Source organism: Paracoccus sediminis, from assembly GCF_900188295.1.
GTDB lineage: Bacteria > Pseudomonadota > Alphaproteobacteria > Rhodobacterales > Rhodobacteraceae > Paracoccus > Paracoccus sediminis.
In genome coordinates this window covers 174,037-199,923 of record NZ_FZNM01000004.1, presented here as the reverse complement: position 1 = coordinate 199,923, position 25,887 = coordinate 174,037, and the positions used below count along the sequence as shown (strand labels likewise).

The following is a 25,887-nucleotide window of genomic DNA, read 5'->3' as shown; positions in this document are numbered from 1 at the left end:
GGAACCAGGAACCAGACCATGCGGGCGCTGATCGTCGAGGATGACCCGGCCCTGTCGGCCCAGCTTGCCGGCGCCATGCAGGATGCGGGTTTTGTCACCGATTGCGCGGCGGATGGCGTGCGGGGCGAATATCTGGGGGCGACCGAATCCTATGACGTGGCCATCCTGGATCTGGGCCTGCCCGGCCTGGCGGGGATCGAGGTTCTGACCCGCTGGCGCGACGGCGGGCTGACCCTGCCCGTGCTGATCCTGACCGCGCGCGGCGACTGGACCGACAAGGTGGCCGGTTTCCGCGCCGGGGCCGACGATTACGCCGTCAAGCCGTTCAGGCTGGAGGAGGTGGTCCTACGCTGCCAGACGCTGATCCGCCGCGCCGCCGGTCATGCCCGGTCGGTGATCCAGGCGGGGTCGCTGACGCTGGACAGCCAGTTGGGCGTCATCACCCGCGACGGCGTGGCGTTGAAGCTGACCGGGTTCGAACAGCGCATCCTGGCCTATCTGATTCTGCACCAGAACCGGATCGTCGGTCGCATCGAACTGTCCGAACACCTCTACGAGGCCGAAACCGACCGCGACTTCAAATCCATCGAGGTCGTGATCGGCCGCCTGCGACGCAAGGTGGGCGACGGGGTGATCGAAACCCGGCGTGGCGAAGGTTATCTGCTGCGGACGCCCGCATGATCCGGTCGATCCGGGGGCGGTTGCTGCTGCTGGCGGCGGTCTGGCTGGGCGCGGCTCTGCTGGCGGCGTTCCTGTTCATCTCGGCCCTGCTGGAAGATTTCGTGACCGGCCGCTTCGATGCCGAAGCCGCGGCCTTGGCCGATGCCCTGATCGCCTCGGTTGCGGTCGAGGACGGCCGGATCGAACTGGAGGATCCCCCCGCCGATCCGCGTTTCGACCTGCCGCTGTCCGGCTGGTACTGGCAGATCCAGGCCGATGGCGCCGTGGCCGCGCGATCGGGATCCCTTCTGGACGGGCGCTTGCAGGGGCCGCAGGACGACGTTGTGGGCGGCCGGGGCATCGGGGCAGACAACGCCGCGCTGCGCGTGCTGCGCCGTCAGGTCAGCCTGCCCGACAGCGATGCCACGATCGGCGTGACCGTCACCGCACCGCGCGACCAGATCGACGACAGCCTGCGCCAGATCAGCCGGCCCCTTGCCGTCGCCTTGGCGGTGCTGGGCGTCGTCATGGCCTTGGCCAGCGTCGTTCAGGTGACGGCGGGACTGGAGAGCCTGAATCAGGTTCGCCGCGATCTGGCGCGGGTCCGGGCGGGCGAACGGGACCGACTGGTCCCGCCCCGTGTCCAAGAGCTTCAGCCCCTTGCGGCCGAGATCAACGCGGCGCTTGACCAGAATGCCAGCCTGCTGGCCCGCTCGCGGCAGCATCTGGGCAACCTGGCCCATTCGCTGAAAACCCCGCTGGCCGCCCTGGCGAACGAACTGCCCCCCGGTCATCCCGGTCAGGCCCTTGTCACCCGGATGGACCGGCTGATCGGCTGGCACCTGCGCCGCGCCCGGTCGGCCGGCCCCCGCGTCCTGGGCCAGCGGACACCGGTGCGTCCGGTGATCGACGACATCCTGTTGGTGCTGCGCTGGCCGATGCAGGACAAGGGCATCGCCGCGACCATCGACTGCCCCCCCAACGCCGCCTTTGGGGGCGAACGTCAGGATCTGGAGGAGATGGTGGGTAATTTGTGCGACAACGCCGTCAAATGGGGCCGTTCACGGGTGGCGATCAGCGTCGGGCAGGCCGACCGCCTGACCATCCGCATCCGGGATGATGGCCCTGGAATGGCCGACACCGATGCGCCGCTTGCGCTGATCCGGGGCGGGCGCCTGGACGAACACGGCGCATCCGGGTCGGGGCTGGGGCTGGCCATCGTGGCCGATCTGGCGGCGCTGCACGGGGGCGGCCTGAGGCTGGAACGCGCGGATCTGGGCGGCCTGGCCGCGATCCTGGATCTGCCTGCCTGATTTCCTGGCACCGCTTGGCGCGGCAAAGTTTTACCATTTGATAAAAAATTAGGCCTGTGGCAGCCTGATCCCTGCCAACAGGTGAGCCAGGAGACGCAAATGTCCCAAGCAAGACTGGCGCCGGGCGTCGTCCCCGGCCGCCTTGACCCCCATGAACTGGCGGCGAATTTCGTCGATGTCGCCCCGCCCCTGGACGATCACGAAGCCCGCGTCGCCGCAGACCGCTGCTATTTCTGCCACGACGCGCCCTGCGTGACGGCCTGCCCGACCAGCATCGACATTCCGCTGTTCATCCGCCAGATCGCCACCGGCACGCCGGATGCGGCGGCCATGACGATCTTTCACGCCAACATCTTCGGCGGCATGTGCGCCCGCGTCTGTCCGACCGAAACCCTGTGCGAAGGCGCCTGCGTCCGCATGGAGGCGGAAGGCGACCCGGTCGAGATCGGCGCGCTGCAACGCTATGCCAGCGACGGGCTGATGGCGCAGCCGGGCCATCCCTTCCGCCGCGCGGAACCGACCGGCAAGCGTGTGGCCGTGGTGGGCGCCGGGCCTGCGGGCCTGTCCTGCGCGCATCGGCTGGCCGCCAAGGGCCACGATGTGGTGGTTTACGAATCGCGCCCGAAACCGGGTGGGCTGAACGAATACGGCATCGCCAGCTACAAGGCCGTGGACGGGTTCGCCCAAGCCGAGGTGGACTGGCTGCTGGCCATCGGCGGCATCGCGTTGCGCCACGACCAGCGGCTGGGCCGCGACATCACGCTGGACGCGCTGCGGGCGGAATACGACGCGGTGTTCCTAGCCATGGGCCTCGGCGGCGTGAACGCCCTGCGCGCCGAGGGAGAGGAGCGGGGCAATGTCCTGGACGCCGTGTCCTTTATCCGCGACCTGCGGCAGGCATCCGACCTGACCGCCCTGCCCGTGGGCCGCGACGTGGTGGTGATCGGCGGCGGCATGACGGCGGTGGACGCCGCCGTGCAGGCCCGCTTGCTGGGTGCGGAAAACGTCGCCATCGTCTATCGCCGCGACCGGTCCCAGATGGGCGCCAGCCGTCACGAACAGGACCATGCGTCCCGCAGCGGCGTGCGCATCATCTGCAACGCCGCGCCCGTCAAGGTCCACGGCAACGGTTCGGTGGTCGAGGTCGAGTTCGCCTATACCGCCGTCGATCCCGATGGCGGCCTGCGGCTGACCGGCGACCGTTTCCGCCTGAAGGCCGATCAGGTGTTCCGCGCCATCGGGCAGCGGCTGGACGGCGCGCCCGACGCCCTGGCGCTTGACGGCGGCAAGATCGGCGTGGCCGGTCCGGGCCGCACCAGCATCCCCGGCGTCTGGGCGGGCGGCGACTGCGCCGCAGGGGGCGACGACCTGACCGTCACCGCCGTGGCCCAGGGCCGCGACGCCGCCGAAGACATCGACGCCCATCTGACCGGCCGCCCGGTCGAGATCCCCGGCTGAGGAGAACATCATGGCCGACCTGCGCAGCAATTTCATTGGGATCACGTCCCCCAATCCCTTCTGGCTGGCGTCCGCCCCGCCCACCGACAAGGAATACAACGTCCGCCGCGCCTTTCAGGCCGGCTGGGGCGGCGTCGTGTGGAAGACGCTGGGATCCGAAGGCCCGCCCGTCGTGAACGTCAACGGTCCCCGTTACGGCGTGATCCACGGCCCCGACCGACGCGTCCTGGGCATCAACAACATCGAACTGATAACCGACCGCCCGCTGGAAGTGAACCTGCGGGAAATCAAGTCGGTCAAGCGCGACTATCCCGACCGCGCCCTGGTCATCAGCCTGATGGTCCCCTGCGACGAGGATTCCTGGCGCGACATCCTGGCCCGGATCGAGGATACCGGCGCCGACGGGGTGGAACTGAACTTCGGCTGCCCGCACGGCATGTCCGAACGCGGCATGGGCAGCGCCGTGGGCCAGGTGCCCGAATACATCGAGATGGTGACGCGGTGGGTCAAGCAGTACTCGCGCATGCCCTGCATCGTGAAGCTGACGCCCAACATCACCGATGTCCGCAAGCCGGCCGAGGCCGCAATGCGCGGCGGCGCCGATGCCGTCAGCCTGATCAACACGATCAATTCCATCACCAGCGTCGATCTGGACCTGTTCGCCCCCCAGCCCACCATCGACGGCAAGGGCGCCCATGGCGGATACTGCGGCCCGGCGGTCAAGCCCATCGCCCTGAACATGGTGGCCGAGATCGCCCGCAATCCGGCCACCCGCGGCCTGCCCATCAGCGGCATCGGCGGGGTCACGACCTGGCGCGACGCGGCCGAGTTCATGGCGCTTGGCGCGGGCAACGTGCAGGTCTGCACGGCGGCCATGACCTATGGCTTCAAGGTGGTGCAGGAGATGATCACCGGCCTGCGCGACTATCTGGACAGCCATGACATGGACATGTCGGACCTGATCGGGCGCGCGGTGCCCAACGTCACCGACTGGAACCAGTTGAACCTGAACTATGTCACCAAGGCCCGCATCGACCAGGATCTGTGCATCAAATGCGGCCGCTGCTATGCCGCCTGCGAAGACACGTCCCACCAGGCCATCGCCCTGAAGCCCGGTCGCGTCTTCGAAGTGATCGAGGAAGAATGCGTCGCCTGCAACCTGTGCCTGGACGTCTGCCCGGTCGAGAACTGCATCGACATGCGCGAACTGGCGGTGGGTGAAATGGACCTGCGCACCGGCATCCGACGCGGCGGATACGCCAACTGGACCACGCATCCGAACAACCCGATGGCGGTCAAGGCAGCGGAATGACCGATGGTCGGGGCGAGAAGATTCGAACTTCCGGCCTACGGTACCCAAAACCGTCGCGCTACCAGGCTGCGCTACGCCCCGACACCCGCGCTTTAGCCGATTGCACGGCGGGGGGAAAGCCCTAGCGGCAGGGCAGCGCGGCCAAATCCTGGGCCAGCCGGGGATGGGCCATGGGCTGACCCACCGCAAGGCCAAGACGGTCGGCCTCGCCCCCGCCGATTTCCAGGACCATCTGGCGCTCTGGTTCCGGATCGCCTGCGGCCGCGCCCGGAATCGGGGTTTCGTCCAGCGGCACGGCGTTGCGACGAATGTGCCGGATCACCCCGCCCTGATCCAGAAACACCAGATCCAGCGGGATATAGGTGTTGCGCATCCAGAAGCTGACGGTGCGGGGATCGTCATAGATGAACAGCATCCCGGTCCCTTCGGACAAGGTGCGCCGATACATCAGCCCGCGCGCCCGTTCGGCGTCGTCATCAGCGACCTCGACCGCGATGGGCACGGGGCCGCCCGGTGTTTCAAAGATTACCCGGTCCGGCGCGCAGGCAATGTCGGCAAAGGCCGCCGATCCCCAGCACGCAAGAACCAAGGCCGCCAAGGCCGACTTATTCGGCAACATGCGCCATGAAATCCTTGATGTCCTGGACCTGATCGCCCAGGCTGTCCACACCCAGGCTGCTGGTGCCCTGTTCGGCGCCGCGGTCCCAGCTTGTCACCTGAGCCGCCATCAGGCCGCGCGGACCTTCGACCACGCGAATGCCGATCGCCTCTCCGATGGTAAGATCGGCGAATCCGGAATGGCGCAGAACCTCGACATGCAGGAACACGTCGTCGGGATGGCCGAAGATGTTGGCAAAGCCGAAGCCCTTGCCCTTGTCGAACCATTTCACGCGGGCCGGGCGCAGGGGCAGCGTTTCAAGATTTTCGATCACGCCATTGTCGAGATCGGCGATCGGCGCCCCCTCGGACACCGGCGGTTCGATCGACACCACCTCGGTCGCTTGCAGGCCGCGCTGGGTCGGCTGCATCCAAACGGTCACGCGGGACTGGTCCGCAACCGAACTGCGCCCGAAATTGCGCAGGACATTGGCATGCAGCAGGATGTCCGCGCCGCCTTCTTCGTTCAGGATGAAACCATATCCCTTGGCCGGGTCAAACCACTTGACCAGTCCTGATACCAGCTTCAGTCCTTTCTCTTCCATCATCTTGCCACCACATGCGCAGAGCGCGCCTTTTCGGTCCGTAAAATCAACCAAATGAACTTTTTGATATCGCCCCTGTCCGATGGCGTCAGTCCTGAAAAACACAAACGGGCATATAGCTTTGCACTTCCAACATGGTCAGACACTCTGGCCCTTACGTCAAGTCCTAGGGTGACAGCCGTTCAACAAACCAGCCGCCACTGGCTTCTTTGTTCCACCGGAACCGGTCATGCAACCGGAAAGCGCCGTCGGCCCAGAATTCCATCTGGACGGGTGCGACCCTGAACCCGCCCCAGAACGGGGGGCGTGGCGGGCGGGTTCCGTAACGTAAACCCAATTTCGCCACCTCGGCCGCCAAGGCCGCCCGGCTTTCCAGCGGCTGCGACTGGCGCGAGGCCCAGGCCCCCAACCGACTTTGCAGCGCCCGGCTGTCGTAATAGGCATCGGCCTGCGCGCCCTCGACGCGGGTGACATGGCCACGCACGCGGATCTGGCGGCGCAGCGATTTCCAGTGCATCACGAAGGCCGCCTTGCCGGTCGCGGTGATCTGGCGGCCCTTGGCGCTGTCGTAATTCGTATAGAACACGAAACTGCCGTCGGTTCCCTGCCCTTCGATGTCCTTCAGCAGGACCATCCGCGCGTCGGGCATTCCATCCGCATCGACCGTGGCCAGGGCAATGGCGTTGGGGTCGTTCGGCTCGGACCTTTCAGCCTCGGCCAGCCATCCCCTTGCGATGTCGAACGGGTCGTCGCCCGCAAACAATCCGTCCCGATCCGCCATATCGCCCGTCCTTGCGCTTGATGCTTGCAAGCCTTTGGCCTAAGCATTTTTTCACAAATGGTTGAAAGCGCGAGAGGCAGCACATGTCAAGCGAGCACAGGCGGGGCCTGATGGCCGGGAAACGCGGTCTGGTCATGGGATTGGCCAATGACAAGTCGATCGCCTGGGGAATCGCCCGCGCCGTCGCCGCCGAGGGTGCCGAGCTTGCCTTTTCCTTTCAGGGCGATGCGCTGAGAAAGCGGGTCGAGCCGCTGGCGGCCCAGCTTGGATCGTCGCTGGTGCTGCCGTGCGATGTCAGCGACGAGGCGTCGGTCGATGCGCTGTTCCAGTCGCTGCGGCAGGAATGGGACAGCCTGGATTTCGTGGTCCATGCCATCGGCTTTTCCGACAAGGACCAGCTTCGCGGCCGTTATGCCGACACGACGCGCGACAATTTCCTGATGACCATGGACATTTCGGTCTATTCCTTCACCGCCGTGGCGCGCCATGCGGCGGCGATGATGCCCGACGGCGGCAGCCTGCTGACGCTGACCTATTACGGCGCGGAACGGGTGATGCCGCATTACAACGTGATGGGCGTGGCCAAGGCCGCCCTGGAGGCCAGCGTCCGCTATCTGGCCGAGGATCTGGGCAAGGACAATATCCGCGTCAATGCGATCAGCGCGGGTCCGATCAAGACGCTGGCCGCCAGCGGCATCGGCGATTTCCGCTATATCATGAAGTGGAACGAACTGAACTCGCCCCTGCGGCGCAACGTGACGACCGAGGACGTGGGCAATTCCGCGCTGTATCTGCTGTCGCGGCTGGGCGCGGGCGTGACAGGGGAAACGCATCACGTCGATGCGGGATACCATGTCGTCGGCATGAAGGCCGTGGATGCGCCCGACATCGCGACCGTCAAGAAGGACTGATCGCCGGCAATGACCATCAGCGCCGACCAGCTTGCGCTGTTCGTGGCCACGCTGTCCGTGGCGATCCTGTCGCCCGGACCGGGCGTGATCGCCGTCAGCCAGAGCGCATTCGCCTTGGGACGCAGGCGCACGCTGCCCTATGCCTGGGGACTGGCCGTGGGCGCATCGGCCTGGGGCATCTTTGCGCTGCTGGGTCTGACCATGATTTTCAGGGCGCTGCCCTGGACTTATGCGGCGCTGAAGGCGGCCGGCGGGGCCTATCTGGTCTGGATCGCCTGGAAGATGTGGCGTCACGCCCGCGATCCGCTGCCGGATCCGGCGGACAGCAGCCGGGGCATGGGATTCGGCGGCGGGATGGTGCTGAACCTGTCGAACCCGAAACCGGCGCTGTTCTATTCCGCCGTCCTGCTGTCGATCTTTCCCGCATGGCTGACGGCGGGCGACAAGCTGCTGATTTACGCCACGGCAGTCTCGGTCGAACTGGCATTTTACACGGCGCTTGCATCGCTGATGGCTTTGCCTTGGCTGCGGCGCAGGTATTATGAAGCCAAATTCTGGATCGACCGCGCCGCGGGACTGGCCATCGGCGGCCTGGGGCTGTCGCTGATCCTGCGTCCTTGAAGGAGTAGCACGATGGACCGCCTGCCTCATGAAAAGGGTTTCCATGTCAGCTGGGACCAATTGCACCGCGACGCCCGCGCCCTGGCGTGGCGCCTGGACGGGACCGACTGGCGCGCCGTCGTCGCGGTGACGCGCGGCGGGCTGGTTCCAGCCATGATCGTTGCCCGCGAACTGGACCTGCGCGTGATCGACACGATCTCCATCCGCTCCTACAAGGGTGTTGGGACCGAGGCCGGGCAAGGGCAGCTCGACGTGTTGAACACCCCCGATCCCGCGCTGATGGGGGATGGCGAGGGCATTCTGGTCATCGACGACCTGGTCGATTCGGGGCGCACCCTGGAACTGATCCGAGAGATGTATCCCAAGGCCCATTTCGGCACGGTCTATGCCAAGCCCAAGGGCAAGCCGATGGTCCAGACCTATGTGACCGAGGTCAGCCAGGACACCTGGATCTTCTTTCCCTGGGACATGGCATTGCAATACGTCCAGCCCTACCGCGGCGAGGACTGAGCGCGCCGAGAAGCCACTTTTCGGAACGGCCGTCGGAACCGGCCGTCGGGTCAGGCATTGTTTCCTCAATCGCGCATCACAGGCCATGCGCGGAACTTCAGGAGGATTGGACATGCGTAAGCTGATGCTGAGCACCGCAATGGTTCTGCCGTTGATGATGGCGCCCGCCATGGCGCAGGACACCACGGCCACTCCGCCCCCGGCGGATACCGCGACCGGCACGATGGCAGAACCGATGGGCGCGGATGCGACCCCCGCCGACGCCATCGAGGCGGAAACCGAAATGGACGAGGCCGATACTGCGGCCGACGAGGCCGAGGTCGCCGCCAGCGGCATGGTCGCACAGAATCAGGCAGACAACGAACTGCGGATCGACTGGATCACCGACACGACGGTCAATGCGCCGGACGGGACCGCGATCGGCGATATCAACGACGTGATCGTCGATGCAGAGGCCGGGACCATGAAGGCCGCCGTGATCGGCGTCGGCGGTTTCCTGGGCATCGGCGAAAAGCAGATCGCGGTGCCGTGGGATCAGTTGACCATCAACTATGACGCGCAGGAAATCACCAGCGAACTGACCAAGGAACAGGCCGAAGCCGCGCCGGAATATGTGTTCCGCGCGCAGGAAGACGCCCCGGACATGGCTGGCGATGGCACCATGGCGACGACCCCTGCCGCCGATGGGACAATGACCACCGCCCCGGCCGATACGATGGGAACCACGGCGGATCCGGCCACGGCGCCGGTTGTGACGCCCGACGCGGCTGCCACCACCTCGACCGAACCGGCAGCGACAGGCGCACCTGCACCGGCCGATTCAACCATGCCGGCCGATGGAACCATGCCTGCGGACGGAACCATGCCCGCCGATGGCGCGATGCCAGCGGACGGTGCGATGCCGGCCGATGGAGCCATGCCGGCCGAAGGCGAGATGCCCGAGGGCGAAACCACCGAACCCGCGAACTGATCCCGCGGCATCGTCTGGAAACGGCCCTCTCGCGGGGGCCGTTTCGTCATGTCTGGTTTCCACGGACGAACCGGGCGGCACCTTCGGCCGCGCGCTGCAAGGCGCGGCTTTTGTTGACCGTTTCCATGAACTCCGCCTCCGGGTCGCTGTCATAGACAATGCCGCCGCCCGCCTGGATATACAGTGTCCCGTCTTTCAGCACACCCGTGCGCAGGGCAATGCACATGTCCATTTCGCCGTTGGCGGCGAAATACCCGACCGCGCCGCCATAGACGCCGCGCTTTTCCGGTTCCAGCTCGTCGATGATCTCCATGGCCCGGACCTTGGGCGCGCCAGAAACCGTTCCGGCGGGCAGCCCCGCCAGCAGGGCGGATAACGCGTCCTCGCCCTCGCGCAGTTGCCCGACCACGTTGCTGACGATGTGCATGACATGGCTATAACGTTCGATCACGAACTGTTCGGTCGGATGGACCGTGCCGGGTCTGGCGACGCGGCCCACGTCGTTGCGGCCCAGATCCAGCAGCATCAGATGTTCGGCCAGTTCCTTGTGATCGCCCAGCAGATCGGCTTCCAGGGCGCGATCCTCGGCCTCGTCCGCACCACGCGGTCGGGTGCCCGCAATGGGGCGGATCGTGACCTCTCCGTCGCGCAGGCGCACAAGGATCTCGGGGCTTGCGCCGACGATCTGGAACCCCCCCAGGTTTAGAAAGAACATGAAGGGCGACGGGTTGGTGCGCCGCAGGCTGCGATACAGCGCAAAGGGCGGCAGCGGGAAATCCATGCGCCAGCGTTGCGACGGCACGACCTGGAAGATATCGCCCGCACGGATGTAATCCTTGGCCCTTTCCACCGCCGCAAGATAACCGGCCTTGCTGAAATTCGACACGGGTTCGCCGATGCGGGCGTCATGGCCAAGGGCGCGGGGTTCGGACGGCTGCCGGTCCAGCGACCGCAGCGCATCCATCACGCGTTCGGCGGCCTGGGCATAGGCGGCGCGGGCATTGTCGCTGCCGTCGTGCCAGGCCGGGGCGCACAATGTCACCTCTCCCTTGACGCCGTCCAGCACGGCCACCACGGACGGGCGCATCAGCATGGCATCGGGCAAATCCAGCGGATCGGGGTTCACGTCGGGCAGACGTTCGACCAGCCGGATCATGTCATAGCCCAGGTATCCGAACAGCCCCGCTGCGACGGGGGGCACGCCAGACGGCATTGCCTCGATCCGGCTTTCGGCGATCAGGGCGCGCAGGCTTTCCAGGGCGGGGCGTTCGTCCGGCGTGAATTCGGACGAGAACCGGGCCTGCCGGTTGATCCGGGCACGACCGTCGCGGCAGTCCCAGATCAGGTCCGGCTTCATGCCGACGATGGAATAACGGCCCCTGACCTCTCCTCCGGTCACGGATTCCAGCATAAAGGACATGGGCGCGGCGTCGGTCAGCTTCAGCATCAGGCTGACGGGGGTGTCCAGATCGGCCGCCAGCCGGATCGTGACAAGCTGGTTCTGGCCAGCCTTCCACGCCGCCTCGAACGAGGCAAAGTCGGGCGTCAATTCCATCACTGGACTTGCGCGTTGATGGCGTCGACCGCCGACTGGTCCAGCCTGATGCCCGCCTCGCGCTGCACGGCACGGGCATAATAATCGAAGACATCCGATTGCAGCGACTGGTCCAGGCGATCCTTCACCGCATCGCCGACAGGCCGGGAATCCTCGGCCGCCAGGTCGGCCCTGGTGATGGCATCAAGGCGCAGCAGGATGACCCGGTTTTCGGCACCGACCACCCCGATTTCGCCCGGAGCGGAGAGAGCGAAGGCGCGGGCGACGGTGTCGGCGGGCACGCCTTCGATCCAGCCGTCACGGGTGATGTCCTGGGCCACGGTCCATTCCGGCGCGGGTTGACCCTGGGGTGCGGGGGCGTCCAGGCGCTGTTCCTCGGCCAGGGCCAGAAGCTGGCGATGGGTTTCGGACCGGCGCCAGTCGGCCTCGACCTCGGCCCTGACGTCCTCGAACGGGCGCAGGGTCGGGGGCACGATGGCGTCCAGGCGCAGGGCGAAGACGCCGCCATCGTCAAGGCTGGCAAGTTCCGGGAAATCGGCCTCGGACGCTTCGGCGGCGCGGTCGCGGAAGGCCTGATACCCGGCGATGCTGCCCTCGGCGGGTTCGCCGCCCTCGGACCAGTCCAGGCTGCCCAGCTCAAGCTCGGTTTCCTCGGCCACCTGCTCCAGCGTCGCGCCGCCGGCCAGCAGGTCTTCGTAATCGGACGACCGCTCCTCGATGTCGCGGGCGGCGCGATCGACCGCCGCCTCGGCCCGCAGGGTTTCACGCGCGTCCTCAAACGGCGTGTTCACGGGTTCCAGGATAGCATGAATGTTGAACAATGCGGGTCCGAGATCCGTCTGGACGGGGCCGACGACGCCGGTCTGGTTGGTGGCGAACACGGCCTCGCCCGCGGCACCAAGATCGGCCTGCGACACCTCGCCTTCCTCCACGTCCTCGGGTTGCAGGCCGCGTTCCAGAACGAACGCCTCGAACGGCGCGGTGCCCGCGTCGATCTGCGCCTTGGCGGCCTGCGCCTCCTCGGCCGACGGAAAGACCAGACGGCTGACCAGACGCCGTTCGGGGCGCTGATATTCGTCGATATTGGCATCATAGGCCGCCCGCAGCGCCGCTTCGTCCAGTTGCACCTGGGGCGCCAGCATTTCCGGCGTCAGCCAGACATAGGTGATCTTGCGCAGTTCCGGGGCGGTGAAGCGGTCGGCATTGGCGCTGTGCCAAGCGCGCAGCGTCGCCTCGTCGGGTTCGGCTATGGGCGTGGGCAGCATGTCGGGGGTCAGTTCGCGCCAGGCCACGTCGCGCCGTTCCAGGATCCACCGGGCGGTGGTGTCCACGGCGACCTTGGGTGCGGCGACCCCGCCCGTGACGGCACGCTGGATCAGCAGGCGGGCCTCGTCGGTGCGGACCTCGCGCTCGAACTCGGCCTCGGAGAGATTTTCGCGGCGCAGCACATCGGCATAGGCGGCGCGGTCGAAGCTGCCCGTAGGGCCGCGGAACGCTGGGGCCTCCAGGATGTTCTGGCGGACCTGTTCGTCGCCCACGGCCACGCCGATGCGGCGGGCCTGTTCTTCCAGGGCGGCGGCGGCAATCAGTTGCGCCTGCACGGCCTGCGGCAGCCCCATGGTCTGGGCCTGCGCCATGCTGATGGCCTGGCCGGTCTGCTGCTGATAGGCGTTCAACTGATTGCGCAAGGCCCGGACATATTCGTCGGCGGTGATGGTGGTGTCGCCCACCGACCCGATGCTGGTCGATCCCCCGGAAAAGCTGGTCACGCCAAAGCCGCCGAGGCCCAGAACCATCAGGCCCATCAGCACCCAGACGATGGTGGATTTTCCGTGTGTCCGCAGGTTCTTCATGGCCCGGCCTTTCCTTCTGGTCGCGTCCGGGTTTCCATAAGCCGCGCGCGGCCCCGCCACAAGCCTGTCACACCTGCAAGCCGCGCAGCCGTCCTGCCAGTTCGGCGATTCGCATCGCGTCGATATTGGCGAATGCGATGCGCAGATGGGCGGGACCGACCGGATCGTCCTGCGGCACGAACATGGTGCCGGGCAGCGCCAGCACGCCGATTTCGGCCACCATCCGCCGGGCCAGATCCGCGGACGAGGCAGCAAAGGGATGCCGGACCCAGGCGAAATAGGCCCCCGCGCTTTTGACCTGCCAGCCGGGCAGCCCGGACAGCGCCGCAACCGCGGCATCCCGCCGCAACAGGATGGCCTGCCGTTCCCCCGCCAGCCAGTCCCCCAGGTTCCCCAATCCCCACAGGGCCGCGATCTGTCCCAGTTGCGAGGTCGAGATCGCCACCGTGTCCAGGAACTTTTCCACCTGCGCCATCCGCGCATCCGATGCGATCAACGCGCCCACCCGATGCCCGGTCAGCCGGTAGGCCTTGGAAAAGCTGTAAAGCTGGATCACCGTCCGGTCCCAATCGGGACGCGTCGGCAGGTCGTGCGGAGGTCCGTCGCGGCTGTCGAAGTCGCGATAGGTTTCATCCAGGATCAGCGCCAGCCCATGCGCCTGCGCCAGATCGAAGAACCGTCCCACCAGTTCCGCGGGATATTCCGCGCCTGACGGATTGTTGGGCGTGACCAGCACGATGGCCCGGCAGCGCGGCGCGATCAGGGCGGCGGCGCGTTCGGGATCGGGCAACAGGTCGTCCCCGCAGGGCAGCGGCACCGCGTCGATGCCCTGCATGTCCAGCCACATCTTGTGGTTGAAATACCATGGCGTCGGCAGGATCACCTGATCCCCCGCCCCCGCCAGGGTCGTGATCGCCGCGCAGAAGGCCTGGTTGCAGCCCTGCGTGATGGCCACCTGATGCGGACCCACCGCCCCGCCATAGCGGCGCGAAAAGGTTGCGGCGACAGCGGCCCGCAGGTCGGGATTGCCAAGCACCGGGCCATAAAGATGCGACTCGGGGCGGTGCAGCGCGGCGTCGGCCATGACCTGCCGTAGGGCCATGGGCGGCGGATCGACCGGGGCGGCCTGGCTGACATTGATGAGAGGACGGTCCGGCGGAAAGGTTGCGCCCGCCAGCCAGCGGCGCGCCTCCATCACCGGGGGCGGGAAGGTGGCGGCCAGGGTGGGGTTCAGGGGGGCGCGGTCAGTCACGCGCCAGCCCTTGCAGGTCGGACAGGTCGGGGGGCAGCGACAGATCCGGCATCGGCGCGGGCAGACCGGGGCTGGGGGTCGGCGTCGCGACCGGCGCCCGCACGGGTTCCGGCTCAGGCTCAGGCTTGGGCCGGACGGCCAGCGGCGCGTCCACACGAACCGACGGCAGGCGGTCGGGCTGGTTGGCCGTGGCCCGGTCGGGCGCGGCAGGCAAGGCCCGCCGCGCCAAGGCGTCGGGACGGTCGAGCGCGGGGGCGTCCTCGCCCAGGACGGGGGCGGTCTGGACCGGGCCATCGCGCCCGCCCGCAGGTTCGGGGCGCGGATCGGCGGCCGTCACGGCCACGGGCGCGGGTTCGGATGTCGGCGCGGTCACGGCGGGCGCCTCGGGCTGGGCGGGGCGTTCCACGGCCAGCGGCGCGGGCAGCCGTGGCACCACATCGCCGCCCCGGCCGAATTCGGACCCGACCGGCAGATCGACCGCGCCCGCGACCGGGGAATCGGCTGGCCGCGCGGCTGAGGGCTCCGGCCGGGGCACCGACGTCGGTTCGGGCGTCAGTTCAGGCGCCGGTTCGGGCACCGGTTCCAAAACAGGCGCAGGCTGGGGCATGGGCACGGGACGGGCGACGCCGGGTTCCCGCGCCGGTTCCGGCTGTGGCAACGGCACGGCCAGCGACAGTGCGGCCACCGCAGCGACGCTGGCCACGCCGCCATGGAAAAGACCCCTCCAGAAACCGCGTGCCATGTGCCCCTTCGTGTCCCTGCCGGTCTTGACCCCCCGGCGCGCTTCGGCCCATCTATAGCCGAGCCATTCCGGCGGGGAAACCGCCACCATACCGGGGCGTTCGCGATGATCCTTCTGATCGACAACTATGACAGCTTCACCTGGAACCTCGTGCATTATCTGGCCGAGGCGGGGGCCGAGGTCGAGGTTCGCCGCAACGACGCCCTGACCGTGGATCAGGCCTTGGCGATGGCGCCTGACGGAATCGTGATCTCGCCCGGTCCCTGCGATCCGGCGCAGGCGGGCATCTGCCTGGATCTGATCCGGGCGGCGGCCGACCGCGCCATCCCCCTGTTCGGCGTCTGCCTGGGCCATCAGGCCATCGGCGAGGCCTTCGGGGGCAAGGTCGTGCGCGCGGTGCGCATCATGCACGGCAAGACCGATGCGATCAGCCACGACGGCACCGGGGTGTTCGCCGGGCTGCAATCCCCCCTGACGGCCACGCGCTATCATTCGCTGACGGTGGAACCGGAAAGCCTGCCGAATTGCCTGCGCGTCACCGCCACGTCCGACGACGGCACGATCATGGGCCTGGTCCACGAGGCCCTGCCTATCGAGGGCGTGCAGTTCCATCCCGAATCCATCGCATCCGAACACGGGCACGAGATGATCCGGAATTTCCTGGCCCGCTGCACCCCGCGCGAGGCTGCGGCATGACCCTCGGCGACATCCGCCCGCTGATCGGCATCGCGGCCACCCGCCCCCTGACGGGATCCGAGGCCGAGGCGGCGTTTTCGGCCCTGTTCGACGGCGCGGCGACGCCCGCCCAGATCGGCGGTTTGCTGATGGCGCTGCGGGTGCGGGGCGAGACGGTCGATGAAATCGCCGCCGCCGCCCGCGCCATGCGCGCCCGCATGAACCGCATCCATGCCCCCATCGGCGCCATGGATATCGTGGGCACCGGCGGGGACGGCAAGGGCACGCTCAACATCTCGACCGCGACGGCTTTCGTGGTGGCGGGCGCGGGCGTGCCGGTCGCCAAGCACGGCAACCGCAACCTGTCGTCGAAATCGGGGGCCGCCGACGCGCTGACCGCCATGGGCATCAACGTCATGGGCGGCCCAACCGTCGCGCAAGAGGCGATTAGCCACGCCGGCATCTGCTTCATGATGGCGACGATGCACCATCCGGCCATGCGCCATGTCGGCCCGCCGCGCGCGGAACTGGGCACAAGAACGGTCTTCAACCTGTTGGGGCCGCTGACGAATCCGGCGTCCGTGCGCCGCCAGTTGACCGGCGCCTTCAGCGCCGACTGGATCCGCCCCATGGCCGAGGTGCTGCGCGACTTGGGCAGCGATGCGGCCTGGCTGGTCCATGGCGCCGACGGCACGGACGAGATCAGCATCGCGGGGGAAACCCGTGTGGCCGCGCTGAAGGACGGCGCCATCAGCGAATTCGTCGTGGTGCCCGAAGACGCGGGCCTGTCCCGCCATCCGTTCGAGTCGATCATCGGCGGGGAACCGCATGAAAACGCCGCAGCCTTCCGCGCGCTGCTGGGCGGGGATCCTGGCGCCTATCGGGATGCGGTGCTGCTGAACGCCGCCGCCGCGCTGCTGATCGCCGGAAAGGCGGGCGACCTGCACGAAGGGGCCGCGATGGCCGCCGAATCCATCGACAGCGGCGCGGCTAAGGCCCGGCTGGACCGGCTGGCGCATATCACCGGGGCGCCCGAAACGTGAAGCCGCCAAAGGCCTGGGATCACCTGCCCTTCTTTCAGGACGACTGGCCCGCGATCCGTGACCGCCTGCAAGGGCTTGACGACTGGCTGCCCGGTCCTGCCCTGGTCTTCGCCGCGCTCGAGGCGACGCCGCCGGACAATGTGCGGGTCGTCATCCTGGGCCAGGATCCCTATCCCACGCCCGGCCATGCCAACGGTCTGGCCTTCTCGGTCGCGCCTGACGTGGCCCTGCCCCGGTCGCTGAAGAACATCTTTGCCGAACTGCGCGACGATATCGGCGCGGCGCCTGCCACGGGCGATCTGTCCGGCTGGGCGCGGCAGGGGGTGCTGCTGCTGAACACGTCCCTGTCCGTGCCGCCGGGGGATGCCGCGCGGCACGCAAAATGGGGGTGGGACAGGCTCGCGCGCGAAGCCGTGACCGAGGCGCAGCGACACGGACCGCTGGCTTTTCTGCTGTGGGGCGCCCATGCGCAAAAGGCGATGGCTGGTCTGCCCCGCCCGCAGGATCTGGTGATCGCGACGGCGCATCCCTCGCCTTTGTCTGCGCGTCGGGGGTTTTTCGGCAGCAGGCCGTTTTCACGGATCAACGGCTGGTTGGCGGCTCAGGGGCGCAGGCCGGTGGACTGGGCGGCCCAAGAGGCGATAGCGGGGAAATGACGCCCCGGCCTACAGCGCCTCGAACCCCGCCCTCTGCCGTTCCGTCCACAGCAGATGCAGCGTCAGCCCGTTTTCGCCCGATTCCTCACGCTCGACCACGCCCGCCTCGTGCAGCCAGGCGCGGCGGCGGCCGTCCGAGAAGGGCAGCGTCACCGTGCCGGTCGTCTTCGGTTCGTCCAGCGCGTCCGACAGACGCGCGTCGATGGCGGCGATCAGGTCGTCCAATCCCTCGCCCGTCAGGGCGCTGACGGCCTGGATGCCCTGGGTCCGGGCATCGGTGCGGCGCAGCGCGGCGCGTGTGTCGGCCGACAGGGCGTCGATCTTGTTCCAGACCTCGATGGCCGCCACGTCGTCATCGACCCCCAGCGAATCCAGGATTTCGGCCACGTCGGCCGCCTGCTCCTCAGTCTCGGGGTGGCTGATGTCGCGGACATGCAGGATCAGGTCGGCCTCCAACACCTCCTCGAGCGTGGCGCGGAAGGCGGCGACCAGTTCGGTGGGCAGGTCGCTGATAAAGCCCACGGTGTCCGACAGGATGATCTTGCGCCCCTGCCCGCCCCCGGCGCTAGGCAGATGAACGCCGCGCATGGTCGGATCCAGCGTGGCGAACAGCATGTCGCGGGCCAGCACATCGGCCCCGGTCAGCCGGTTGAACAGCGTGGATTTCCCGGCATTGGTGTAACCCACAAGCGCCACGATCGGGTAGGGCACCTTGGCCCGCGCCGCGCGGTGCAAGGTGCGGGTTTTCACGACCCGCTCCAGTTGGCGGCGCAGCCGGGTCATCTGTTCGTCGATGGCGCGGCGGTCGGCCTCGATCTGCGTCTCGCCGGGACCGCCGACAAAGCCGAGCCCGCCGCGCTGCCGTTCCAGGTGGGTCCAGGCGCGGACCAGACGGGTGCGCTGATAGGACAGCGCGGCCAGTTCAACCTGCAACACGCCTTCGCGCGTGCGCGCCCGGTCGGCAAAGATTTCCAGGATCAGCCCGGTCCGGTCCAGCAGCTTGACCCTCCAGTCCTTTTCCAGATTGCGCTGCTGCACCGGGCTGACCGGCCCGTCGACAAGGACCAGATCGACCTCGGCATCGTCCAGCCGGTGCCCGATCTCGGCCATCTTGCCCTTGCCGAACAGGCGGCCCGGATCGGGCTTGCGCAGGCGGGCGACCTCGTCGCCGACGATCTCGATCCCCGGCAGCGCATGGGCCAGGGCCACGGCCTCGGCCAAGGCGTGTTCAGGTTCACGCCGCTGGGTCCGGCTGGCCAGGTCGGGGTGGATCACATAGGCGCGGGTGGGCCGGGCCTCGGTCGCGGTGGGTTCCGCCAATCAGTCCTCGCCTTCGTACAGCGAAATGGGCTGGCCCGGCATGATGGTGCTGATCGCATGCTTGTAGACAAGCTGCGACTGGCCATCGCGGCGCAGCAGCACGCAGAAATTGTCGAACCAGGTGATGACGCCTTGCAGCTTGACGCCGTTTATCAGGAAAATCGTGACGGGAACCTTGGCCTTGCGGACGTGATTAAGGAATGCGTCCTGCAAGTTCTGCTTGTCGCCAGCCATTATTTTTTCCGTTTTTCAACTGTCCCAGGTCGGGGATCACATCTAAGCGGTTGATGCGAACCTTGCAAGCGCCCCAGGGTCCAGCCTGTCAGCGCCGCCAGAACTGCGGCGAAAAGAGCGCAATGACCGCCAGCGTTTCCATGCGCCCCACGATCATCGCCCCGGCCAGGACCGTCTTGGTGAACACCGGCAGGCCCGACCATCCCTCCCACGGGGCGGACGCGACGCCGGCGGTCGCCTCGAACGCGGGGGTCAGCGGGATGGCGCCCGCAAGGGGTCCGGTGTTGGTCAGGGCGGCGATGGACAGGATTGTCGCCGTCTCGATCTCGATCCGCTGGATCGAGACAAGGGCCACCACCACGGCGATGGACGTGGCGAACAGCATGAAGAAGATAAACGCCAGATAGGCGCCTTCGCGCCGCAGCCTGCGCGCGATGCGCCCGCCCCCGGCGATGGAATTGGGATGGATGATCCGTTCCATTTCCCGCTGGCCGTGCATCGCCAGGGCATGGACCCGCAGCAGCTTGACCCCGCCCGCCGTCGTGGCGACCCCGCCGCCCATCATGGCCAGCCCGGCCAGGATCAGTCCGGGCGAAGTCAGGCCCGACCAGGCCCGCGCGCCCTGCCAGTCGATCGAGGACCAGCCCGTCGTGGTCAGATAGCTTAGCCCGTTGAACAGCCCGCCCCAGAACGCGGACAGGCCATTGCGCAGATCGTGCAGCAGTTCCAGCGATCCTTCGGGCGCCTGTTCGCCTTCGATCGCGCCCAGGAAATGCCGCGCGAACAGCGACAGCGCGACAACCGCCACGAAACCTGCGGCCATTTTCAGTTCGGGATCGTCTTGCAGCCTGTCGGTCGCGCGCAACTGCCCGCCGCCGGGCCAGAAGCGGCGCGACAGGGCCGGGATCAGGAACAGAAATACCGCGAATTCTCCGGGCAGGCCGGAACCGGTGCCCGGCGATCCAAGCACGGGAGAGATGCCGCTGGTGGACAAGGTGCCCATCGACCGGCACAGCGCGATCAGCCCCGGATCGCCCAACAGCAGCAGGATCAGCCACAGACCCAGCGTCAATCCGGCATAAAGCGGAAAGACGACCGCAGCGGACCGCATCAGCCGGTAATGGGGATGGGACAGGATCGTCTGAAAGCCCGACGACAGATACGGACCGACATCCAGGGGACCGGCCGAACGGGGCATGGCGGGATGGGATTCGCGGTGGCCGTACGGCGGTTCCATGATCTCGAACCCGCCGATATGCAGGGGCGCCAGAATGGCGGTCGCGGCGGTCAGGATGAAGAACCCCCCCATCCATCCCGCCATCGCGCGCCACAGGTGCAGCGGCATGGGCAGCAGATCCGCCGAATACAGCGATGCCCCCGTGGTGGTCAGGGCCGAGGTCATTTCCCACCAAGCGTTGAACAGCCCCGTGTCGGGCATGCTTTCGGCAAAGGGCAGCGCCATGACCAGCGGCATCCCCCCGAACACAGCCAGCATGGCCAGCAGCGTGTCGCGCGGGCGCGGAGGGCGCGGATCGGCCGACGTGGCCAGCCCGATCATCCCCGCCCCGACCAGCACCAGCAGCCCAGAATAAAAGAAGTTGCGCGCCAGTTCGTCGTTGTTGTTGACCGAGGCATAGGCCGCCGGCACCAGCATCGACAGCCCCGTTATCGCGGCCAGCAGGACAAACAGCGGCAGGCGGAGAAAGACGGTCATGGCGGATCAGAAAAAATCGATCGAGACCTGCAACAGGCGCTCGACCTCGGGGACATCCTTGGACAGGGCGAAGATCAGGATGATGTCGCCTTCCTCGATCCGGGTGTCCGGGGCGGGCCTGACGATGCGGTCGCCCTTTTGGACGGCCCCGATCAGCACGCCTTCGGGAAATTCGATGTCACGGATCGCCCGGCCCGATATGGGCGAGGTGGACAGGGCCTGCGCCTCGATCACTTCGGCTTCGGCGTCGCCGATGGAATAGATGTCGCGCACCCGGCCATGGCGGATATGGCGCAGGATCGTCGATACGGTCGTGGCGCGCGGATTGATATAGGCGTCGATGTCCAGGGCATCCATCAGCGACACCAGCGTCGGGTCGTTTATCAGCGCGATGGCCAGCTTGGCCCCCGCCTGCTTGGCGCGGACGGACGCCAGGATGTTGGTCTTGTCGTCGTCCGTCACGGCCAGCACGGCATCGGCCGACGGCACCGCCGCCTCCTCCAGCAGTTCGGCGGACAGGCCGTCGCCGTTCAGCACGATGGTCCGTTCCAGCCGGTCGGCGGCATGTTCGGCGCGGGCACGGTCGCGTTCGATCAGCTTGGTTCGGATGCGGTCGGGCCGCGCCTCGAGCGCCTGTGCCACCGCAAGGCCCACGTTCCCCGCGCCGATGATCGCCACCCGTTCCTGTTTCAATGGCGGCTTGCCAAAGATTTCCAGCGTCCGGGCGACATCCTCGCGGTGGCTGAAGACATAGATCTGGTCGCGGGCGAACAACTGATCGCCCGGTTCGGGCGCGAACAGCCGTCCCTGCCGGCGCACCCCCACGACGATGGCGCGCAGGGTGGAAAACAGTTCGCTCAGTTGCCGCAGGGGAGTGTTCAGCGCCGGACAGTCGTCTTCCAGAACGATGCCCAGAAGCTGGACCTTGCCGCCCATGAAGGTTTCCACATCGAACGTGGACGGGGCCGACAACCGTTGCAGCGCGGCGTTCGCGACCTCTCGTTCCGGGCTGATGACCACGTCGATGGGCAGGTGAGAGGTGGTGTAGAAATCCGAATAGATCGCATCCAGATAGGCGCTGCTGCGCAGGCGCGCGATCTTGCGCGGCACCTGAAAGACCGAATGGGCCACCTGGCAGGTGACCATGTTCACCTCGTCCGAATGGGTTGCGGCGATCAGAAGGTCGGCGTCGCGCGCCCCGGCGCTGTTCAGCACGTCGGGATGGCTGGCAAAGCCGGTGACCCCCTGGACGTCCAGCGCCTCGGTCGCGCGACGGATCAGGTCGGCGTTGGTGTCGATGACCGTGATGTCGTTGCGTTCGCCCGACAGGTGCCGGGCGATCTGCCAGCCGACCTGACCCGCGCCGCAGATGATGATCTTCATGGCCGTCCCCCTGCCGCAGACGCCGACCGCGCCGCCCCCTTGCCTATGCCGCCGGCAAGGATGGCGCAACCGTCCTGCACGGCGGGCGGGGGGCCGGGCGCCGGGCCGGGCCTATTTGCCCATCAGCAATTCGTCCTCGGGGCGCATCCCGCCGACGACGCCCAGCGATTTCAGCTTGCGGTGCAGGGCGCTGCGCTCCATGCCGACGAACTGCGCGGTGCGGCTGATGTTGCCGCCGAAACGGTTGATCTGGGCGACCAGATATTCGCGCTCGAACATCTCGCGCGCTTCGCGCAGGGCCATGGCAGTGATCTGCGGGCCAAGGCTCAGCGCGTCGCTGTTGTCGGGGGTTGCGCCCTGGGGTTCCAGTTCGGCCGGATGGATGGGGCCGGCCCCCTCGGCCAGGATCAGCACGCGTTCGATCACGTTGCGCAGCTGGCGGATGTTGCCGGGCCAGCGCATCGATTGCAGCGCCGCCACGGTATCGTCCGGCAGATCGCGGGGGGCAAGGCCTTGGGTGCGGTGAAAATGATCGATGAAATGGCGCCCCAGCACCGCGATGTCGTCGCGCCGTTCGATCAGCGACGGCACGGCGACCGGCACCACGTTCAGCCGGTCATAGAGTTCCTGCCGGAACCGGCCCGCCGCGATTTCCCCAGGCAGGTCGCGGTTGGTCGAGGATATGACCCGCAGATCGACCCGCACCCGGTCGGCGCCCCCGGCCCGCACGAACTGCTGTTCGGTCAGGACGCGCAGGATTTTCGGCTGGGTTCCCAATGGCATGTCCCCCACCTCGTCGAAATAGATGACGCCGCCATGGGCTTGTTCCAGCAATCCCGGCTCGATCCCCCGTTCGGCGGATTCGCGGCCGAACAGAACCTCCTCCATCCGTTCGGGTTCGATGGTGGCGCAGGGCACGGTGACGAAGGGCGCGGATGCGCGCGGGCTGTGGGCATGGATATACCGGGCGGCCATTTCCTTGCCGGTTCCCGGTTCCCCCGCCAGCATGACGCGGCCGTTGGACTTGGCGACCTTGTCCAGGCTGTCGCGCAACCGCTTGAAGGCCAGCGAATGGCCCAGCATGTCCGCCGCGCGGTCGCCGCCCCGGCGCAGGGTGCTGTTTTCGCGGCGCAGGCGGCTGGTTTCCATGGCCCGGTTCACGACCACCATCAGTTGGTCGATGTTGAAGGGCTTTTCGATGAAATCATAGGCGCCCTGCTTGATCGCGGCCACCGCGATCTCGATGTTGCCGTGCCCGGAGATGATGATGACCGGGACGTCGGGGTTGTTGCGCTTCACCTGCTTCAGGATGTCGATGCCGTCCATCCGGCTGTCCTTCAGCCAGATGTCCAGGATCATCAGGGCGGGCGGATGCTGGTTCAGCGCCCCCAGCGCCTCGTCCGAGTTCGCGGCAAGGCGCGTCTCGAACCCTTCGTCCTTCAGGATGTCCGCGACCAGTTCGCGGATATCGCGTTCGTCGTCAACGATCAGGATATCGCTCATGTCGGTGCTGCCTCATCTTCTTTTGTTTTGGTTTTTCGTTGCGCGCCGCGCACGGGATGGCGTTCCCGCGGCAGTCTGATTTCGGCCATCGCGCCTTGGCCGTCCGGCCCGTCCGACAGGGACAGGCTTCCGCCGTGCTCCTCGACGATCTTCTTGACGATGGGCAGGCCCAGGCCGGTGCCCCCGGATTTCATGGTCACATAGGGTTCGAACAGCCGCGATCGGTCGGCGGGCAGGCCGGGGCCGTTGTCGGCGATGCGGACCGTTACCGCGTCGTGGTCGGAACGCATGTCCACAACGATGCGGGGCACCCAGCCAACAGGCGGGTTTTCCGATTTCTCCTCAACGGCTTCGCCTGCGTTCTTCAATAGGTTCGTGAAGGCTTGCCGCAGCATCCCAGCGTCGCAATCGACGATCACCGGCCCATCGGGGATCCGGGTGTGCAGCGCGCCTTTCAGCGCATCCTGCTGCAACAGCGCCACCTCTCGCAGCAGGGCGGCCAGGTCGATCTCGGCGCGGTCGGGTTCGGGCATCCGGGCAAAGCGGCTGAATTCGTCCACGATCCGGCGCAGGTCGCCCGTCTGGCGGATGATGACATCCGTGTACTGGTCCAGCGACGCCTTGTCTTCCGCGCTGGCCAGCCTGCCGAACTTGCGGCGCAGGCGTTCGGCCGACAGCTGGATCGGCGTCAGCGGATTCTTGATCTCGTGCGCGACACGCCGGGCCACGTCGCCCCAGGCGGCCATGCGTTGCGCGGTCACAAGCTCGGTCACGTCGTCGAAGGCCACCACATAGCCTTCCAGGTCGCCGTCCGTGCCGCGCCGCACCGCCATGCGCACCAGCAGGCTTTCGACGCGGCCTTCGCGCATCAGGCGCACCTCGTCCTGCACGGTTTCGGCGACCGACGCGGACAGCCGGTCGAACAGGGGCGCAAATTCGGGCACGGCCTCGGACAGGAGGGCATCGATTTCGCGCTTGGGGTCCAGCCCCAGCAGGCGGCTGGCCGAGCGGTTGACGAAGTCGATTTCCCCCGCCGCATCCAGCCCGATCACGCCTGACGTGACCGAAGACAGCACGTTGTCGAACAGCCGCCGCTGTTCGTCGCTTGTGCGATAGCTGTCGATCAGTTCGTCGCGCTGCGCCTTGAGCTGCCGGGTCATGCGGTTGAAGGATTGTCCCAAGGTCTGGATTTCGTCGCCGGTGTCGGGTTCGGGCACCTGGATGTCCAGGTTGCCGTGGCCTACCTGTTCGCTGGCATGGGCCAGCAGGCCGATCGGGCGGGACAGGCGGCTGGCGAACCACAGCCCCAAAAGCACGGCGGCCGCGACCAGCAGCAGCGCAAAGGCCAGATATACCAGCGAGAATTCGAACAGCACCTGGCTGCGGGTTTGTTCCAGTTGACGATAGCTGCCGACGGTGGCGCGGGTGTCGTCCAGCAGTCCCAGCAGGCTGCCGTCCACATCGCGGGTCACGTACAGATATCGGTCGGCCAGCGGCGGAAGGGCCACCAGGGCGCGAAATTCGTTGTTCTGCCAATCCTGGATCAAGACGACGCTGCCCGATCGCGCGCGGTCCAGGTCGGCGCTGGTCGGGGCCTCGTACCAGAACAGATAGGACCGTTCGCCCCGCGCGCGGATTTCTCCTGCGCCGTTGATGACATAGGCTTCGCGCAGCCCCCGCTGGATCAGCGCCTGGCCCTGCCCCAGCAACAGCCGCAATTCGCCGTCTTCGATCATGGGATTGGCGCGGCCCGCCTGGGTCAGGACGCCCGCCAGTGCGGTGGCATCCTCGGTCAGGTCGCGCCGGTGCTCGTCCTGATACGCCTCGGCCGCTGCCTGCGATGTGGTGACGACCTGCTGGACGCGGCCCGAAAACCACCCTTCAAGCCCGATGTTGACCAGAAACCCGGCAAACAGCGCGACCAGCACCGTCGGCACCAGAGCCAGCCCGGCAAAGATCAGAACCAGGCGCGCATGCAGCCGCGATCCGGCGGCAGTCCTGCGGCGCGAGGTGATAAGCCGGGCCATGCGCAGCACGATGAACCCGATCAGGACGATCAGATAGGCCAGATCCAGCAGCAGGATCAGCCGCAGCATCCGGCTTTCCGCGCCTTGGGCGAATGGCCCCAGCACGGTCAGCGTCGCGCCCGCCAGCAGGATGCCCGCGACCAGGACGGCCATGGCCACGCCCCCCCGCCAGTGGCGCGGCAGTCTGATTTG

The 25,887-nt window shown here is 67.3% G+C and carries 24 protein-coding genes and 1 tRNA gene; 11 read left to right on the top strand and 14 right to left on the bottom strand.

Annotation, left to right across the window (positions count from 1 at the left end; translation table 11 throughout):
- The first annotated feature begins 18 nt into the window (after window positions 1-18).
- From CHB77_RS08605 to preA, 4 genes are all read left to right on the top strand, one after another.
- Entirely contained in the window at window positions 19-681 is a 663-nt protein-coding gene (locus tag CHB77_RS08605; RefSeq protein WP_089387785.1) for a response regulator, read from the top strand.
- The gene (locus CHB77_RS08600; RefSeq protein ID WP_089387784.1) at window positions 678-1,973 is read left to right on the top strand and encodes an ATP-binding protein; all 1,296 of its coding nucleotides are present in this window, start codon (window positions 678-680) and stop codon (window positions 1,971-1,973) included. The genes CHB77_RS08605 and CHB77_RS08600 overlap by 4 nt, the downstream gene beginning before the upstream one ends.
- A gap of 99 nt (window positions 1,974-2,072) precedes the next feature.
- A complete protein-coding gene (locus CHB77_RS08595) occupies window positions 2,073-3,431 on the top strand; it encodes an NAD(P)-dependent oxidoreductase (protein ID WP_089387783.1) in 1,359 nt (452 codons plus the stop codon).
- Between the two features lie 10 nt (window positions 3,432-3,441).
- Entirely contained in the window at window positions 3,442-4,743 is a 1,302-nt protein-coding gene (gene preA, locus CHB77_RS08590) for an NAD-dependent dihydropyrimidine dehydrogenase subunit PreA (RefSeq protein WP_089387782.1), read from the top strand.
- A 4-nt stretch (window positions 4,744-4,747) separates the two neighbouring features.
- Here the strand turns inward: preA and CHB77_RS08585 are convergent.
- The 4 genes from CHB77_RS08585 to pdxH form a co-directional block, all read right to left on the bottom strand.
- A tRNA-Pro gene (locus CHB77_RS08585) sits at window positions 4,748-4,824 on the bottom strand.
- A gap of 40 nt (window positions 4,825-4,864) precedes the next feature.
- Window positions 4,865-5,362, bottom strand: coding sequence for a DUF192 domain-containing protein (locus tag CHB77_RS08580; RefSeq protein ID WP_089387781.1), 498 nt, complete (start codon window positions 5,360-5,362; stop codon window positions 4,865-4,867).
- Window positions 5,349-5,948 carry a cold-shock protein gene (locus CHB77_RS08575; RefSeq protein ID WP_423212885.1) on the bottom strand — a complete coding sequence of 200 codons (600 nt, stop codon included), beginning with the start codon at window positions 5,946-5,948 and terminating at the stop codon, window positions 5,349-5,351. The genes CHB77_RS08580 and CHB77_RS08575 overlap by 14 nt, the downstream gene beginning before the upstream one ends.
- 163 nt (window positions 5,949-6,111) lie before the next feature.
- Window positions 6,112-6,726 carry a pyridoxamine 5'-phosphate oxidase gene (gene pdxH, locus CHB77_RS08570; RefSeq protein ID WP_089387780.1) on the bottom strand — a complete coding sequence of 205 codons (615 nt, stop codon included), beginning with the start codon at window positions 6,724-6,726 and terminating at the stop codon, window positions 6,112-6,114.
- 110 nt (window positions 6,727-6,836) lie between these two features.
- Between pdxH and fabI the strand changes: the two genes are divergently transcribed.
- The 4 genes from fabI to CHB77_RS08550 all read left to right on the top strand — a co-directional run bounded on the left by fabI (window position 6,837) and on the right by CHB77_RS08550 (window position 9,738).
- A complete protein-coding gene (gene fabI, locus CHB77_RS08565) occupies window positions 6,837-7,637 on the top strand; it encodes an enoyl-ACP reductase FabI (RefSeq protein ID WP_423212886.1) in 801 nt (266 codons plus the stop codon).
- A 9-nt stretch (window positions 7,638-7,646) separates the two neighbouring features.
- Window positions 7,647-8,258, top strand: coding sequence for a LysE family translocator (locus CHB77_RS08560; protein WP_242626575.1), 612 nt, complete (start codon window positions 7,647-7,649; stop codon window positions 8,256-8,258).
- A 12-nt stretch (window positions 8,259-8,270) separates the two neighbouring features.
- Window positions 8,271-8,768 (top strand): xanthine phosphoribosyltransferase, encoded by a 498-nt coding sequence (gpt, locus tag CHB77_RS08555; protein ID WP_089387778.1) that lies wholly within the window; start codon window positions 8,271-8,273, stop codon window positions 8,766-8,768.
- A 112-nt stretch (window positions 8,769-8,880) separates the two neighbouring features.
- Window positions 8,881-9,738, top strand: coding sequence for a PRC-barrel domain-containing protein (locus CHB77_RS08550; RefSeq protein WP_131023331.1), 858 nt, complete (start codon window positions 8,881-8,883; stop codon window positions 9,736-9,738).
- Between the two features lie 46 nt (window positions 9,739-9,784).
- On the opposite strand, the gene trpE is transcribed toward CHB77_RS08550, so the two are convergent.
- From trpE to CHB77_RS18630, 4 genes are all read right to left on the bottom strand, one after another.
- Complete coding sequence (gene trpE, locus CHB77_RS08545; RefSeq protein WP_089387776.1) at window positions 9,785-11,293, bottom strand: anthranilate synthase component I; 1,509 nt, start codon at window positions 11,291-11,293, stop codon at window positions 9,785-9,787.
- Window positions 11,293-13,146, bottom strand: coding sequence for a peptidylprolyl isomerase (locus CHB77_RS08540; protein WP_242626576.1), 1,854 nt, complete (start codon window positions 13,144-13,146; stop codon window positions 11,293-11,295). Before CHB77_RS08540 ends, trpE begins: the two co-directional genes overlap by 1 nt.
- 67 nt (window positions 13,147-13,213) lie before the next feature.
- On the bottom strand, window positions 13,214-14,398 hold the full coding sequence (locus CHB77_RS08535) for an aminotransferase (protein ID WP_278185011.1): 1,185 nt from the start codon (window positions 14,396-14,398) through the stop codon (window positions 13,214-13,216).
- A complete protein-coding gene (locus CHB77_RS18630) occupies window positions 14,391-15,140 on the bottom strand; it encodes a hypothetical protein (RefSeq protein WP_242626577.1) in 750 nt (249 codons plus the stop codon). Before CHB77_RS18630 ends, CHB77_RS08535 begins: the two co-directional genes overlap by 8 nt.
- Before the next feature lie 105 nt (window positions 15,141-15,245).
- Here CHB77_RS18630 and CHB77_RS08530 point away from each other — a divergent pair, with 105 nt between their 5' ends.
- The 3 genes from CHB77_RS08530 to CHB77_RS08520 are packed head-to-tail and all read left to right on the top strand — an operon-like array spanning window position 15,246 to window position 17,514.
- Window positions 15,246-15,836: an anthranilate synthase component II gene (locus CHB77_RS08530; protein WP_089387774.1), complete on the top strand. Its 591-nt coding sequence runs from the start codon at window positions 15,246-15,248 to the stop codon at window positions 15,834-15,836.
- Window positions 15,833-16,858, top strand: a complete 1,026-nt coding sequence (trpD, locus tag CHB77_RS08525; protein WP_089387773.1) for an anthranilate phosphoribosyltransferase — start codon at window positions 15,833-15,835, stop codon at window positions 16,856-16,858. The genes CHB77_RS08530 and trpD overlap by 4 nt, the downstream gene beginning before the upstream one ends.
- A complete protein-coding gene (locus tag CHB77_RS08520) occupies window positions 16,855-17,514 on the top strand; it encodes a uracil-DNA glycosylase (RefSeq protein ID WP_089387772.1) in 660 nt (219 codons plus the stop codon). Before trpD ends, CHB77_RS08520 begins: the two co-directional genes overlap by 4 nt.
- A 9-nt stretch (window positions 17,515-17,523) precedes the next feature.
- On the opposite strand, the gene hflX is transcribed toward CHB77_RS08520, so the two are convergent.
- From hflX to CHB77_RS08490, 6 genes are all read right to left on the bottom strand, one after another.
- On the bottom strand, window positions 17,524-18,834 hold the full coding sequence (hflX, locus tag CHB77_RS08515) for a GTPase HflX (protein WP_089387771.1): 1,311 nt from the start codon (window positions 18,832-18,834) through the stop codon (window positions 17,524-17,526).
- Window positions 18,835-19,068, bottom strand: a complete 234-nt coding sequence (gene hfq, locus CHB77_RS08510; protein WP_020949330.1) for an RNA chaperone Hfq — start codon at window positions 19,066-19,068, stop codon at window positions 18,835-18,837.
- An 88-nt stretch (window positions 19,069-19,156) separates the two neighbouring features.
- Entirely contained in the window at window positions 19,157-20,782 is a 1,626-nt protein-coding gene (locus CHB77_RS08505; protein ID WP_089387770.1) for a potassium transporter TrkG, read from the bottom strand.
- A 6-nt stretch (window positions 20,783-20,788) separates the two neighbouring features.
- Complete coding sequence (trkA, locus tag CHB77_RS08500) at window positions 20,789-22,165, bottom strand: Trk system potassium transporter TrkA (RefSeq protein WP_089387769.1); 1,377 nt, start codon at window positions 22,163-22,165, stop codon at window positions 20,789-20,791.
- Window positions 22,166-22,276: 111 nt separating this feature from the next.
- On the bottom strand, window positions 22,277-23,668 hold the full coding sequence (gene ntrX, locus CHB77_RS08495; protein WP_089387768.1) for a nitrogen assimilation response regulator NtrX: 1,392 nt from the start codon (window positions 23,666-23,668) through the stop codon (window positions 22,277-22,279).
- Window positions 23,665-25,848: a sensor histidine kinase NtrY-like gene (locus tag CHB77_RS08490; RefSeq protein WP_242626578.1), complete on the bottom strand. Its 2,184-nt coding sequence runs from the start codon at window positions 25,846-25,848 to the stop codon at window positions 23,665-23,667. The genes ntrX and CHB77_RS08490 overlap by 4 nt, the downstream gene beginning before the upstream one ends.
- Window positions 25,849-25,887: the final 39 nt, after the last annotated feature.